The 14,401-nt window shown below is 34.6% G+C and carries 12 protein-coding genes and 1 tRNA gene; 5 read left to right on the top strand and 8 right to left on the bottom strand.

What is annotated here, in order from left to right; all coding sequences use genetic code 11:
- The first annotated feature begins 254 nt into the window (after positions 1 to 254).
- Positions 255 to 953, top strand: coding sequence for a 50S ribosomal protein L11 methyltransferase (locus ACFELW_RS03155; protein ID WP_375330407.1), 699 nt, complete (start codon positions 255 to 257; stop codon positions 951 to 953).
- A gap of 144 nt (positions 954 to 1,097) precedes the next feature.
- Here the strand turns inward: ACFELW_RS03155 and ACFELW_RS03150 are convergent, their stop codons facing one another.
- Both ACFELW_RS03150 and ACFELW_RS03145 read right to left on the bottom strand, forming a co-directional pair.
- On the bottom strand, positions 1,098 to 6,971 hold the full coding sequence (locus tag ACFELW_RS03150; RefSeq protein WP_375330406.1) for an autotransporter domain-containing protein: 5,874 nt from the start codon (positions 6,969 to 6,971) through the stop codon (positions 1,098 to 1,100).
- A gap of 274 nt (positions 6,972 to 7,245) precedes the next feature.
- Complete coding sequence (locus ACFELW_RS03145; RefSeq protein ID WP_375330405.1) at positions 7,246 to 7,473, bottom strand: hypothetical protein; 228 nt, start codon at positions 7,471 to 7,473, stop codon at positions 7,246 to 7,248.
- A 74-nt stretch (positions 7,474 to 7,547) separates the two neighbouring features.
- Between ACFELW_RS03145 and ACFELW_RS03140 the strand changes: the two genes are divergently transcribed.
- A complete protein-coding gene (locus ACFELW_RS03140; RefSeq protein ID WP_375330404.1) occupies positions 7,548 to 8,561 on the top strand; it encodes an IS4 family transposase in 1,014 nt (337 codons plus the stop codon).
- Positions 8,562 to 8,878: 317 nt separating this feature from the next.
- Here the strand turns inward: ACFELW_RS03140 and ACFELW_RS03135 are convergent, their stop codons facing one another.
- The 5 genes from ACFELW_RS03135 to ACFELW_RS03115 are packed head-to-tail and all read right to left on the bottom strand — an operon-like array spanning position 8,879 to position 12,930.
- Positions 8,879 to 9,670, bottom strand: a complete 792-nt coding sequence (locus ACFELW_RS03135; RefSeq protein ID WP_375330403.1) for a hypothetical protein — start codon at positions 9,668 to 9,670, stop codon at positions 8,879 to 8,881.
- Between the two features lie 4 nt (positions 9,671 to 9,674).
- Positions 9,675 to 10,625, bottom strand: coding sequence for an Rpn family recombination-promoting nuclease/putative transposase (locus ACFELW_RS03130; RefSeq protein ID WP_375330402.1), 951 nt, complete (start codon positions 10,623 to 10,625; stop codon positions 9,675 to 9,677).
- A gap of 23 nt (positions 10,626 to 10,648) precedes the next feature.
- Entirely contained in the window at positions 10,649 to 10,942 is a 294-nt protein-coding gene (locus tag ACFELW_RS03125) for a hypothetical protein (RefSeq protein ID WP_375330401.1), read from the bottom strand.
- A 4-nt stretch (positions 10,943 to 10,946) separates the two neighbouring features.
- Positions 10,947 to 12,500 carry a portal protein gene (locus tag ACFELW_RS03120; RefSeq protein WP_375330400.1) on the bottom strand — a complete coding sequence of 518 codons (1,554 nt, stop codon included), beginning with the start codon at positions 12,498 to 12,500 and terminating at the stop codon, positions 10,947 to 10,949.
- On the bottom strand, positions 12,493 to 12,930 hold the full coding sequence (locus ACFELW_RS03115) for a hypothetical protein (RefSeq protein WP_375330399.1): 438 nt from the start codon (positions 12,928 to 12,930) through the stop codon (positions 12,493 to 12,495). Before ACFELW_RS03115 ends, ACFELW_RS03120 begins: the two co-directional genes overlap by 8 nt.
- 116 nt (positions 12,931 to 13,046) lie before the next feature.
- Here ACFELW_RS03115 and ACFELW_RS03110 point away from each other — a divergent pair, with 116 nt between their 5' ends.
- From ACFELW_RS03110 to ACFELW_RS03100, 3 genes are read left to right on the top strand one after another with little or no spacing between them, the layout of a single operon-like run.
- Positions 13,047 to 13,601, top strand: a complete 555-nt coding sequence (locus ACFELW_RS03110) for a helix-turn-helix domain-containing protein (RefSeq protein WP_375330398.1) — start codon at positions 13,047 to 13,049, stop codon at positions 13,599 to 13,601.
- A complete protein-coding gene (locus ACFELW_RS03105; RefSeq protein ID WP_375330397.1) occupies positions 13,553 to 13,837 on the top strand; it encodes a hypothetical protein in 285 nt (94 codons plus the stop codon). Before ACFELW_RS03110 ends, ACFELW_RS03105 begins: the two co-directional genes overlap by 49 nt.
- Positions 13,780 to 14,103: a transposase gene (locus ACFELW_RS03100; RefSeq protein ID WP_375330396.1), complete on the top strand. Its 324-nt coding sequence runs from the start codon at positions 13,780 to 13,782 to the stop codon at positions 14,101 to 14,103. Before ACFELW_RS03105 ends, ACFELW_RS03100 begins: the two co-directional genes overlap by 58 nt.
- A 202-nt stretch (positions 14,104 to 14,305) precedes the next feature.
- Here ACFELW_RS03100 and ACFELW_RS03095 read toward each other — a convergent pair.
- A tRNA-Ser gene (locus tag ACFELW_RS03095) sits at positions 14,306 to 14,393 on the bottom strand.
- Positions 14,394 to 14,401: the final 8 nt, after the last annotated feature.

Below are 14,401 nucleotides of genomic sequence, written 5' to 3'. Positions count from 1 at the left end.
TTAATTCTAGAGGATTAGTAAATGCTTTTCATTCTGTAAATTGGATAGGTCTATTCTCTATAACCTAAAAGCATCAAGGTGTTAATTATAAACACCTGTAAAAATGTTACTATAATGTAAAAACTGTTGTACCTGAACGATCCCTTATAATCCAAAACTTGCTGATATTGTAAAGAAACTCTAAATGTGTCATAGAAGGAAGTTAAAAAGATGATAGACTATTTAAAGTTTTATTGTTATTAAGTACGAAATCTATGGCACAAATAAATCCAGAGGCAGAGAAATATATATCAAGTATAATTGATAAAGAGGTACCATATCAGGTAAAGGTTCTTAACAATAATTTTATTATCAAGAATGTTAATGTTTATCCTCCTGGAAAGTTGACTGAAATGTTTGCAGAGTTTTTAATAGATAACAATTTAGTACAAAGTAAGGTGGTTGCAGATATAGGAGCTGGATGCTTTGCTTTAGGTATAATAGCTGCAAAAAATGGTGCCGATACAATTATTGGAAGTGATATCAGTAAGTATGCGATACAATGTGCTACAGATAATTTGATACTTAATGGTATTACAAAAAATGTGTATTTATTTAAAGGAGAGGGGGTATCTCCTTTATTGCCAAATTTTGTAGGTAAGATAGATATAATTGTTTCAGGGGCTCCTTGGGATAATTTATCAAAGGATGAATTTAAAACTATACCACCTGAAAGAAGAGCAATTAGCCATACTTTTTATGATGTTGATAATAAACTCATAACAGCTATTATGTTAAAAGGGTTTAAGTTACTGTCACATAAAGGTAGAATATTTATTACTTCATCAATGAGAAGCATTGACCGAATACAACAATTATGCTTAAAGTATCAATTAAGTTATAAAATAGTTAAAGAAGCTGACCTACATAATGATGGTAATATACATTATGTATTAGAAATAACCCACCGTTAAGAAGATGGTAAAAGACGCCATTGACATCCACTTCTGGCTTTAGTACTAAAATTCATTCCCTCGTTGATGCATTGGGTAACCCACTGAAGTTTCACTTTGCTAGATTTACAACATGATGGCTGCTCCTCCCCCTACTAGCCCAGGTTAAAACGATACTCTCAATTTTATCGAACCTTGATGGCTAGAGTATTTATTATTAGAAGCTAAATAATCATATACTACCATAATTTCTGTCACTCCACGTTTTATAGTAATAGTCCCACCAACTTTGTAGTTATATTTAGCCGGTTTTTCAAGTAGCAATACTTCTTCTCTTTTGTTGGAACCTGACGTTATCTGCATACGAACCTTCTGTTGCTTATTATGCAAAAATCTTTCACCTTCCATGTGCAATCCAGGAATTACCTGGGTAGTATCACTAATCTTTATTGGTATAACTGCTTCAAATCCTATAATTCCAGAAGCTCTTCTGTCATTAGTAGCAGCGACCGATAGACTCTGTGCTTCAAATCTTTCATTATATCCAGCAATATTGTATCCTCCATGCTTTAACCCAATATTTGGGGTAATTAGTACTTTACCAAATTGTGACTTGTGAGCAACTACTATCTTACTACTATATGAAGTATTATCAAATTTAGCCTTAGCCATCTGTTTTTGCACTGGTATTTTTGCAGAAACATTACCAAGGGCAAAGGAAAAAACACCTTGTAGTATTAATTTATCAGACAAATTAGTTTGACCATATATAGATATTACATGGGCGTGGGCAGCAACTTTGTCAGTACGATTTTTGTATTTAAAGTTAGAAATGACATAGTTATAAGCTCCTCCTATAATGCTACCACCTTGCAGTTCTATATCACCCCCAATAGTTGCAGCCCTAGTTCTGCCGGTATATCTACTTAATATGTTACCCCCCTCATACTTAGCCACACCAATCGTACCACTAACCCAGACATTTTTAGACACAATATTATCTTCATCACCAGAAGCAAGAGCTGCAAGATCAAGTTGGTGGAATCTTGATTGAACAGACTGTTCTATAAAATCAAAAACTGATGCTACTGAATTTATTGTTGCTGAAGTTACTTGTTTTTGTACCTCTACTGTTTGTTGTTCTAATGCTTTTACCTGTTCTTGCAATATTAATGCATCACTGTTATTGCGGGAGGCAATATCGTTGTCAGCTGATATATTTGGCTTTAATACTGGACTCGATGGTGTTTCTGATTTTGAGTCTTGGTTGTTGTCAAGTTCTGATTTTGAATTTGGTTTTTGCTCTTCTTTTTCTTTTAATTCTGAATTTTGATCTGAGTCTTTGTTGTTGTTAAGTTCTGATTTTGAATTTGGTTTTTGCTCTTCTTTTTCTTTTAATTCTGAATTTTGATCTGAGTCTTTGTTGTTGTTAAGTTCTGATTTTGAATTTGAGTCTGAGTTTTCTAGTGTTGAATTTGACCGTGTACTTGATGAATTAGCTAAAGAATTTGCTCTTAATTCTGAAGATAGTGTTGAAGTTGACGTTGATGGTGTTTCTGATTTTGAGTCTTGGTTGTTGTCAAGTTCTGAGTCTGAATTTGAGTCTGAGTTTTCTAGTGTTGAATTTGACCGTGTACTTGATGAATTAGCTAAAGAATTTGCTCTTAATTCTGAAGATAGTGTTGAAGTTGACGTTGATGTTGGCACTAATACTGAGCTTAACGTTTGCGATGTTGCAGATTCTTCCTCCTTAAAAAGTAGAGTAAGTCCATAGTCTTCTTCCCCTTCTAAATCTAAATTTGTTTCTGGTGGTTTCGGCTGGATTGCTGGTGGTTTCGGCTGGATTGCTGGTGGTTTCGGCTGGATTGCTGGTGGTTTCGGCTGGATTGGTGGCGGTTCCGGCTGGATTGGTGGCGGTTCCGGCTGGATTGGTGGCGGTTCCGGCTGGATTGGTGGCGGTTCCGGCTGGATTGGTGGCGGTTCCGGCTGGATTGGTGGCGGTTCCGGCTGGATTGGTGGCGGTTCCGGCTGGATTGGTGGCGGTTCCGGCTGGATTGGTGGCGGTTCCGGCTGGATTGGTGGCGGTTCCGGCTGGATTGGTGGCGGTTCCGGCTGGATTGGTGGCGGTTCCGGCTGGATTGGTGGCGGTTCCGGCTGGATTGGTGGCGGTTCCGGCTGGATTGGTGGCGGTTCCGGCTGGATTGGTGGCGGTTCCGGCTGGATTGGTGGCGGTTCCGGCTGGATTGGTGGCGGTTCCGGCTGGATTGGTGGCGGTTCCGGCTGGATTGGTGGCGGTTCCGGCTGGATTGGTGGCGGTTCCGGCTGGATTGGTGGCGGTTCCGGCTGGATTGGTGGCGGTTCCGGCTGGATTGGTGGCGGTTCCGGCTGTACTGCTAATGATTTAGCAATATTCTTCTTGTTGAGTCTCTTTTGCCTTTTACTTAATACTTCTTGCCACTCTCCTCCATTTTCATCTGACACTATGCTTTGTTCAATTTTGTCTTGAGCAAATGCATAATCAGGAATTTTATTAGTTTCAAGAGTTAATGGTTGTTGGGTAAATGTCTTAGGAACAATAGACTGTTGATCAATTATTCCATTATTTTGCTTCACTACTAACTCTGTATGTACCTCTATTGATTTAGCAATATTCTTCTTGTTAAGTCTCTTTTGCCTTTTACTTAATACTTCTTGCCACTCTCCTCCATTTTCATCTGACACTATGCTTTGTTCAATTTTGTCTTGAGCAAATGCATAATCAGGAATTTTATTAGTTTCAAGAGTTAATGGTTGTTGGGTAAATGTCTTAGGAACAATAGACTGTTGATCAATTATTCCATTATTTTGCTTCACTACTAACTCTGTATGTACCTCTATTGATTTAGCAATATTCTTCTTGTTAAGTCTCTTTTGCCTTTTACTTAATACTTCTTGCCATTCTCCTCCATTTTCATCTGGCACTATGGTTGGTTCAATATTGTTTTGAACCAATGCAACATCAGGAACTTTATTAGTTTCAGGAGTTAATAGCTGTTGGGCTGTCAGCTGAACAATAGCCTGTTGCTCAATTGCTCTATTATTTTGCTCAGCTCGTGCCTGCTGTCTCCTCTCCTTATTCATTTGTTTTACCATATCCAACAACTGCTTCTTATCTGCTGTTATTTTAGCTTCTTCTTTCTTCCTTTGTTCTTGTTTTTTCATTGCTTGTTTAAACTCATTATCTTTATGCCTTTGCTTTAATTTCTTCAATTTATTCCGGTGATTGGTGGTATTGGGCATCATTGCTGTTGTTGGCAATGTCAGTTGGGTTGTCCCTGAGCTTGATGCTTCTAAGTCAGGAAAATTAGTAATACTAAGATTTTTGAATTCAGAAATTAATCCTTGTTCTTCATCCTCGCAAGGTTGTATTTTTTGAAGCTGATTATCTGTACTCAGTAAATCTGTATTCTTTAAGCCATTATTATCGAATAATGGTTTTAATGCTCTACTTATATTAGATGGATTGTTTTGTTTATTAGAAGTACTCGTTATATCCTTAATAGGAGATTTAAGGACAGGATCACGACCATCTCTATAATCTCTAAATGTATCTGATTTAGAATTATTAGAAGGTGATAGTACGAGATTTGCTGAAACTTCAGCAGGTGTTGATGTAGCGTATTTAGCAAGGCTAGTAGTTGGAGAACCACCAAGATTAGTGCCACTACTTTGATGTGAGGGCAATGGACTAGTTGCATCCCATGGTTTTACTTCTGTACTAGATGTTGCTGCAACAGTACCTAATACATCCTCTTTTGATGATTCACTTACCATTGTGTTGGGATTCTGTGCTATTATTTCCATTTGCTTTTTTTCTTCTAATGATTGATTCCCTTTTTGAGATGGAAGTCTTACTCTATACACTTTCCGTCGAGCAATTGTAGGTAACTCTGGCGTTGATTCCTTAGATTCTTGGGTTAATAATGACGGGCTTCTATTCTCATCTGCTCCAAATGCAAAATATCTAGATTGATTTCGATTTGAAATACCGAAACCTGTAAGTGGTGGAGTATTCTCTTTAGAGAGAATGTTTTCTAAATCAATTTCTTTATCAGTAAATGATGCATTAGTATTTATAATATTGCTACTAGCAAGAATGTCCGATGATGAGTTAGATTTATCAGAATCTTTAAGTGGTGGAGTGTTCTCTTTAGAGAGAATATGTTTTGAGTCAGTTTTTCTATTAAGAAACGATGCATTAGTATTTACAATATTGCTACTAGTAAGAATTCCCGATGATGATTTAGATTTACCGAAACCTTTAAATGGTGGAATATTTTCTGAGTCAGTTTTTCTATTAGGAAATGATGCATTAGTATTTATAATATTGCTACTAGTAAGAATTTCCGATGATGATTTAGATTTACCCAAACCTGTAAGTGGTTGAATGTTTTCTAAATCAAATTCTTCATCAGTAAATGATGCATTAGTATTATTGCTACTAGCAAGAATTTCCGATGATGAGTTAGATTTATCAGAATCTTTAAGTGGTGGAGTGTTCTCTTTAGAGAGAATATGTTTTGAGTCAGTTTTTCTATTAAGAAACGATGCATTAGTATTTACAATATTGCTACTAGTAAGAATTCCCGATGATGATTTAGATTTACTGAAACCTTTAAATGGTGGAATATTTTCTGAGTCAGTTTTTCTATTAGGAAATGATGCATTAGTATTTATAATATTGCTACTAGTAAGAATTTCCGATGATGATTTAGATTTACCCAAACCTGTAAGTGGTTGAATGTTTTCTAAATCAAATTCTTCATCAGTAAATGATGCATTAGTATTATTGCTACTAGCAAGAATTTCCGATGATGAGTTAGATTTATCAGAATCTTTAAGTGGTGGAGTGTTCTCTTTAGAGAGAATATGTTTTGAGTCAGTTTTTCTATTAAGAAACGATGTATTAGTATTTACAATATTGCTACTAGTAAAAATTCCCAATGATGATTTAGATTTACCGAAACCTTTAAATGGTGGAATATTTTCTGAGTCAGTTTTTCTATTAGGAAATGATGCATTAGTATTTATAATATTGCTACTAGTAAGAATTTCCGATGATGATTTAGATTTACCCAAACCTGTAAGTGGTTGAATGTTTTCTAAATCAAATTCTTCATCAGTAAATGATGTATTAGTATTATTGCTACTAGCAAGAATTTCCGATGATGAGTTAGATTTATCAGAATCTTTAAGTGGTGGAGTGTTCTCTTTAGAGAGAATATGTTTTGAGTCAGTTTTTCTATTAAGAAACGATGCATTAGTATTTACAATATTGCTACTAGTAAGAATTCCCGATGATGATTTAGATTTACCGAAACCTTTAAATGGTGGAATATTTTCTGAGTCAGTTTTTCTATTAGGAAATGATGCATTAGTATTTATAATATTGCTACTAGTAAGAATTTCCGATGATGATTTAGATTTACCCAAACCTGTAAGTGGTTGAATGTTTTCTAAATCAAATTCTTCATCAGTAAATGATGCATTAGTATTATTGCTACTAGCAAGAATTTCCGATGATGAGTTAGATTTATCAGAATCTTTAAGTGGTGGAGTGTTCTCTTTAGAGAGAATATGTTTTGAGTCAGTTTTTCTATTAAGAAACGATGCATTAGTATTTACAATATTGCTACTAGTAAGAATTCCCGATGATGATTTAGATTTACCGAAACCTTTAAATGGTGGAATATTTTCTGAGTCAGTTTTTCTATTAGGAAATGATGCATTAGTATTTATAATATTGCTACTAGTAAGAATTTCCGATGATGATTTAGATTTACCCAAACCTGTAAGTGGTTGAATGTTTTCTAAATCAAATTCTTCATCAGGAAATGATGTATTAGTATTTACAATATTGCTATTAGTAAGAATTTTCGGTGATGATTTAGATTCACCAAATTTTGTATGTGGTGAAATACCCCCTTCGCCTTTACATGTACTGATTAATACTAGTTGTGTTAACCCAATATTGAATAATATGCTTATTCTTAAACTCATATATAACCCCCATATATTGAATGGCTTTGTTGATAATAGTATAATTTGCCCTAATTTTTACTGAATCACTCCACTTGTAAATTGAATGTCATTGGATTAACAACACTTTAAATAATTATCCGATTTTGGTTTACTATATATTTTATGCCCACCAATCCAGTTAATTTATATAAAAATCTTCATACTATTATTAATAATTCACATGAATATTTTAATATTATTATTAAGAGTATAATAATAATTTTTAAATGTCTATTACTTATTTTTAATAAAATCAGAATTGCCTGGAAATAATTAACAATTGAATAATCATATTCAAAAAATATGATTTGCATTTCCATCTATAGCTAGTCCTAGAAGATTTTAACCGGATAATGTTTGTTATCCTTAGCAATGGCGTGGATTTAAAATGCCCAAAGAGTTTTGATGTATAGTCAATTGATGAGAAGTTGGGGACGTTGTCACTCGTCGCTCGCCTATTACTTATCACACTACTGGACAAAAATGTAGGAAGGGTTGAAAAGGCTAGCAAATAGAATATTTTAGATAGGATACATAAAAAATCTTAGGTATTCTATGTTGCTAGCCAAGTTATTATTTAATCATTTTAAGATGATAAATTCAAGATCTAATACATTTAAAGGCATAATAAAATCGTTAATTTTATGTCGAGGTAGTAAAAAAAATATGGCAGAGGAAATAGAAGGAAATGCTTTGTTAGATTCAAAAATAAAATCTGTATATAGATTTTTAGAAAAAGATTTTATTAATATTGATGACTATTACAAATTTATGACCCCTCTTCTTCCTGAAGGTAAAGTCATATTATCATTAGATAGGACTACTTGGGAGTTAGGAAAAGAGATTAGAAATATATTAGTATTATCAGTATCCTATGATAAAATTGCTATGCCGTTAATCTATAAAATAATTCCTTACAGAGGTACATGTACTACTGATGATCAAGTTGAAGTAGTTGAAAAATTTATCGAAAAATTTGGGGTAGCTAGAATAGATGTAATTACTGGAGATAGAGAGTTTGATAATGAAAAATTAATAACTTATTTAAACAGTAAATCTATTAATTATGCTTTAAGGATTAGAAAAACAAATAGAATAATGAATAAGGAAGGAGAATGGATTAAAGTTGTTAATCTTCAAAAGAGCAAAATACTAAATCTAGAAACACAGTTTTATTCTATACCAATAAAATTAGATCATATCAAATTAGAGAGTGGAGAATATTTATCGGTAGTATATAGTAGAAATATGAGCAATGGGGCTAAAATATATCGACGAAGATGGGATATCGAGACGGCATTTAAAGGATGCAAGAGTAATGGGTTTCGAATGGAGGATAGCCATATAAAGGACAAAGTGAGATTTGAAAGTTTTATTAAATGCATATTTATATCTTATGCGATAGCTATAAAAATAGGGTCAATTGAAGAACTAAAACAACCAGTTAAAATGAAGAAAACATTAGGGTGCAGGGCTTATTCCGTACTTCAATTAGGAATAAAATTAATTAAACAATCTTATAGTTGTTTTAAATATTCTCTTGATTCAGTTATTATAAAATTGCTTTAATTATATGATTTGCAATCAACTTAGCATTTTTGTCCAGTAGTGTGACATTTAGTACGTGAGTACACGAATTCCCCGTAGTTTTACGAAGCCAATTCTTCAAAGCAGAAGAGTATTATGCTATTAGTGGCTCTTTTATGATTAGGTTATTGCGAAGTTGCAGCCTTAAATGAGTTGTCACCTACATCATAACTTTAATGATTGGTTGGTTACGTTATTTTTTATTAGACTTCCCTACATAAGCCAAAGATAGTTGAGGGATTTTTAGGAGGCGAGTTTCGACGACAAAATCACCAACTAGATTGACTTATGCAGGAAGTCTATTGTTTTTTATCATAAGCGATTTTATATAATTGTTCCCTACGCTTAACAGCTTGCTCATGTCCCGTATGGTCTTTACTCCTTAATTTTACCACAAACTCAGGATCAGATTCAAGTTTTTCTATCTCTGCTAATGCCCCATCCCGATTATTAATTGTAGGCAGCTCTTTACCAGTTACTAACGAGTCGGATTTTAAAGTTTCACCGACTCGTACTAATAAATCTACTAGAGCTGGTGCATAATGCGAATCTTCAATTAATCCAGCCAGTTCTTTACTACCAAACTTAGACAAGGCTGCCTGCATCACTGTCATTTTATTATCAAAGGCATTACCATAAGTATTTTTTAGCCAATCAATGTGAGAGTTACGTGTTTGCTCGATAGCACTTTGTTGCTGTTTCTGCAAATCCTGCGAAAAACCATACAAAGAATTAAGCAGCTTTTCACCTTGCCTTTTAGATAATCCGCTTTGGTAAAACATGTCCTCATAACGAGCTAAATACTCCTCATCTTCCTTGGATCGTTTGTCAGTATATCTCTTATCTTCAGGCAATCCAAGCCGACAATAGAATTTATGCCATTCTTCATCAGAGCTGTCATCTTTTGGCACAGCGACTCGCTGATTTAAGCTCTTCTCTGCCTCTAAATAGCTCTGAGCTAAAGATGAGACATCCTTGAATTTACCAAGTGACTCAGACTTACGTATTTCCTCAGGCATGTTAGCTAGCCAGTCATTACCAGAGGAAGTAGGGCTAGTTTCATAGTTATTGGCAATTAGTTCTTTGCTCATCTGCTTATTCTTCTTTTGACTGTTCTATTTCTTCAAGGGTTAGCCCGGTAAATTCAATGATTTCATCTATTGGCTTTCTTTTAGCCAACATTTTTTTTGCCATGGCTATAGCTTTTCTTTCTTCGCCTCTAGCTTCGCCTCTAGCTTCGCCTCTAGCTTCGCCTCTAGCTTCGCCTCTAGCTTCGCCTCTAGCTTCAGCATCTTCAATTTTTTGCTGCTCTACCGCTAAATTATCAAGACGGGCTTTAGTTATTTCCTCATAAGTATTAAGTTCTGCTTCTGACCAGCTAGCTTGGTCTACAGCCTCAAAGGCTCTCCTAATAATTTTATCCTTACCTATTAAATGCTCTATATCTGTTAAGGTTAATGTACTATCCCCTGCATGCTTAAAAAAGTACATCCACTTCTCTTCAATAGTTTCCAGCTCATTAATAGTTTTATTAAATTTCTCGAGTTCTAAAAAAACAAAATGAAAATCTTTTAAATCATTGGCATAGGTCTTTGTATCTAAAATACAATGTTTTGATTTCCAATGTTTTTTATCGTCAAACATCACAAAATCTGCTATTGCTAAAAATATTACTCCTTTTAATTTAGCGTATACTGCCAACTTTTTATGGTTTTCATCTTCTTTGAGTATTTGCTTAGAATATGCTTTAGCAGCATAATATTGAGCTCTTTTCTCAAATCCTTTATGTTCACTTACCTGCATCTCTACTATGAATTGATTACCATGTTGATCTTTGCATAATACGTCAACAATAGACTTTCTGTAAATAGCAATATCAGGGTCTTGGATAGTTGGTAAAAATACCACATTAGTTATTTTGTCACTACCTTCAAATTTTAGGACATCATTTAAAAAATGAACAAGTATATCTTTATTCTTTTCAGTACCAAAAATTTGGCGAAAACAAAAATCATTTTTAGGGTCAAGAAATTTTGATAAAAACATATAATATAACCTCTTAATTATTACTAAATGTTGCCTTTATTTATCTGGTTCATTTTAGCACCATCAATATTATTAACTCCATTATCTTCTGAAGCCTGTGAGCATATATATAGGAACAATGCTCGATGCCCTTCAAGAAAGGCAGTGTAATCACTTTCTTGCCGAACGAAATTGCTACGATATATGCCGCTCATCTGAGCTAAATCCTCTAATATTATTTTACCATCTTCTCCACTAAAAAGCTTCAAATAAATTGATTTTAATTGCTCTTTTGTTAGTAAATTTGGTGGGGATGATGAGTTAATTGATAGTTTCATTTGATCATTGCCCTTGTATCTGTTGTTGCTGTTGTAATTGTTGCATTTGCATCATCTTACGTTGTTGTCTTATTTGTAATACTTCTTGCTCATTCTTGAGGATTGAGTTTGGGGAGCCTCGCAGCTCAAAAAATAGTTTAAAACATTCATCCCAGTTGATATTATCATAAATCTCAGGAAAAAAGTTACTGATTCCACTTCTTTGGAAGAAACCTAATACTTGCTCAACGCTTGATATTGCTGATGTTTTCTGGGCCCTGGATAATGGTGAAACATATTCAATCTCTATCTCGGGCGGGCTATTTGCTCCTTCTAAGATCGGCACTCTATTATATTTGATCAGCGTTTGATATATCGCCATAATTAACGGATTTAACAACTCACTCTCAATTCTACCAACCATTGGAGACATTAAACGGTATTGTTCTTCCGTCCTAATTTGCACCTCAGTGGCAGTCATTTCTTTATTTTCCTTTTGCATCCTGAATATATCGATATAGAATGCTTTGTATATGGCATCGCGACATTGATTTTGTTCAATTTCAGTAGGTAGAATATTTTCCATACCAGTTAGCGGTATTATTTTATCTGCCATACCATTACGGTAGAAATTAACACTACCTGGCGTAGTATAGAGGGGTAAGTAATATCCATCTTTTGGCACTAATAATGGTGGGTCTAGCTGCTTCTGGGCTACTTTTAGGGTAATTTGTCTTAAACTATTGAGTAGTTTAATATCAGGTAGCACATGATGAGCCGGAGCATAGCCGTATACTTCACCTTCTTCTTTTACCCACCGCGTTACAAAAAACGGGAAATAAGAATAGCCTGATTGACTAATAATTTTTTGCTCAGCTAAGTAGATATATTCCGAATTATATTCAAGTGTTGCCGTTGGTTTTCTGGCTTTATTCTTCTGATTTTGAGCTTGCGGGCTAACTATGTGCAATATTTCTACTATCTCATCAGGATTTCGGGCTAGTCTTTCCTTGAAAGGGGCAAACTCTGACCATTTAGCTGCTGCGGTTTTAATTGGCATGCTAAAGAGTCTGTACATTGTTTTAACAAAACCAAACTTATCTTCTTCAAAATAACATTCTTGTAAATTAATATTACGGAAGAACAAAGTTTGGGGTAATTCCAAATCTTCTTCAACATAGAATATTGCAGTACCAAAGGCTGATAAATTCAAAAAAAACTGATGAATCTGATTATAAAAATTAGAAGCCGGATTGTTGAATATATCCATTAAGGTTTTTTCTAACATTTGGGCTAACATGTTACGTTCAGCTGTGGTTAAATATTCTTGCTGTTCTTCATTTTCAGTAACTATGGTAAGGTTAAACCAGTTCATTGCTGGATTTACTAGCAAGCTTTGTAAACCTGATGCTAATTGCTCTCTTGACCAGATAGAAGTTGAATCAAATATTACCTTATTAGTCTCAGTTTGTGGACAAACATATTTCTTCAGCTCATCCCATATATGATGCCATTTCTCCCGCTTGCTCTTGAGATTGTCAAAATATTCAATCTTTTTGTTTAAATCATTATCAGCCATAAGCTGTCACCATGTTACGGGTTGAGTTTGGGTTTATATTTGGGTTTGGGTTTAAATATGGCTCGCCAAGCTTCTTTGATACTTTCTTGAGTTTCTTGATAAAATCGTTATCGTATAACACCTCATAATTATATTTCTTACCGCTAGCAGCAGTCATACTAGGTAAGCCAAGGGTTAACCCTTCAATATCCTTAAGTGATACTATTTTTCCCAGAGATTCAGATAATTGTGGTAAATCTTTTAACTCTGGTACTGACCGCATGTTAAAATGTTCCACTGCTTGTTTTAAACCACCAAGTTCAGCTATCGGCATTTTTGCTAGTCCTGATCTACCATATCTTGCCATTTGGTCTAAATCACCTGACATACCATCATGTTGATGGTTATTAGCAAGATCAACTGGTTCAATTCCCCCTCTAAGTCTATGCATAATATTTGATGTATTCAAGTAATGACCAATACCAACCAATGGAGCTAAACATTTTATACCAAATCACTATCTATTTAATAATATAGATGCTATAGTGTGTTATTTAAGATAGTATAGTGTTAATTAAGATGTCTAGAGGGTATCAGGTATTAGAAGTTAATGTAGAAGAAGTGAAACAATTAATGAATGAAGCAAAGACTAAAGAAGAATTTAGACGTTATCAATCAATCTATCTAAGAGTGAGTGAAAAAATGCCGACATCATTGATTGCTAAAGTTACAGGATTATCAGAAAGTCATGTTCACAGAACCCATAGTCAATGTCGGAAAAAAGGCTTAAAGGCACTATGTAGCAGGAAGAAAGGTGGGAGATACAGAAGTTATCTAACTCAAGAGCAAGAACGTGAGATGCTTAAAAAGATAGAACAGAATGCCGTTAATGGTGGGATAGTAGAAATTAGCAAGGTGCATAAGATTTTTGAGGAAACGGTTGGTAGTAAAATAGCACGTTACACAGCTTATAGGCTGCTTCATAGGCATGGGTGGCGTAAAATTGCACCAAGACCATACCATCCTAAACAAAAGAAGGATGCGGTAGAAACTTTTAAAAAAAGTGGCCTGATATGGTTAAAGAAGCAAGAGTATCAGCAGCAACTGAAGGCAAGGAATTAAAGATATTCTTCCAAGATGAGGCACGTTTTGGTCGTATAGATTCATTAAGGCGTTGCTGGGCTCCGGCTGGAATCAGGCCTTTACTTAAGAAACAAATTATTCGTGAATATACTTATGGGGCAATTTGTCCATTTGACGGTGCTAGTTGTTTCCTTATTTTGCCTTTAATGAACCAAGATTGGATGATGTTAATGCTACAAGAAATGGCAAGCGTTATAAGGATAATTTTCTTTTAGTAGTATGCGATGGAGCTGCTGCACATAAACTCGATAAAGAATTATTACCTAATAATATTAAACTAGCTTACTTGCCACCATATAGCCCACAATTAAACCCACAAGAAAATATATGGGATGATATGAGGGAAAAATTCTTTTATAACCTAGCTTTTGATTCAATGAATGCTATAGAAAATCAACTAATCACAGCATGTAATTATTATGAAAATAATCCTGCAATTGTCAAATCTATATGTGCTTGGAATTGGATAGTATCTTGTTAATTAGATAGTGATTTGGTATAAAAGATAACATCAGGATTTTCAACTGAAGCGTTAGGAGAAATTAATGATTTTGTCATATTTCCCCCCTTGCAACAGGGTGAAAAATAGATTTTTTTGTAGGTCAAATTTCAATATTAGCACATATGGTACACATATGAAATTCTTAAAAAGAGTAATAAAATCCTGAAAGGCTGATAAGTAATGGCGGAGAGGAGGGGATTCGAACCCCTGACACGTTACCGTGAACACGCTTTCCAGGCGAGCGCCTTAAACCACTCGGCCACCTCTCCATAACTAC

Origin of the sequence: Candidatus Tisiphia endosymbiont of Nemotelus uliginosus, from assembly GCF_964264755.1 — a bacterium.
Classification (GTDB): Bacteria; Pseudomonadota; Alphaproteobacteria; order Rickettsiales; family Rickettsiaceae; genus Tisiphia.
The sequence above is the reverse complement of the archived record's forward strand: the minus strand, read 5'-3'. Positions and strand labels throughout refer to the sequence as shown.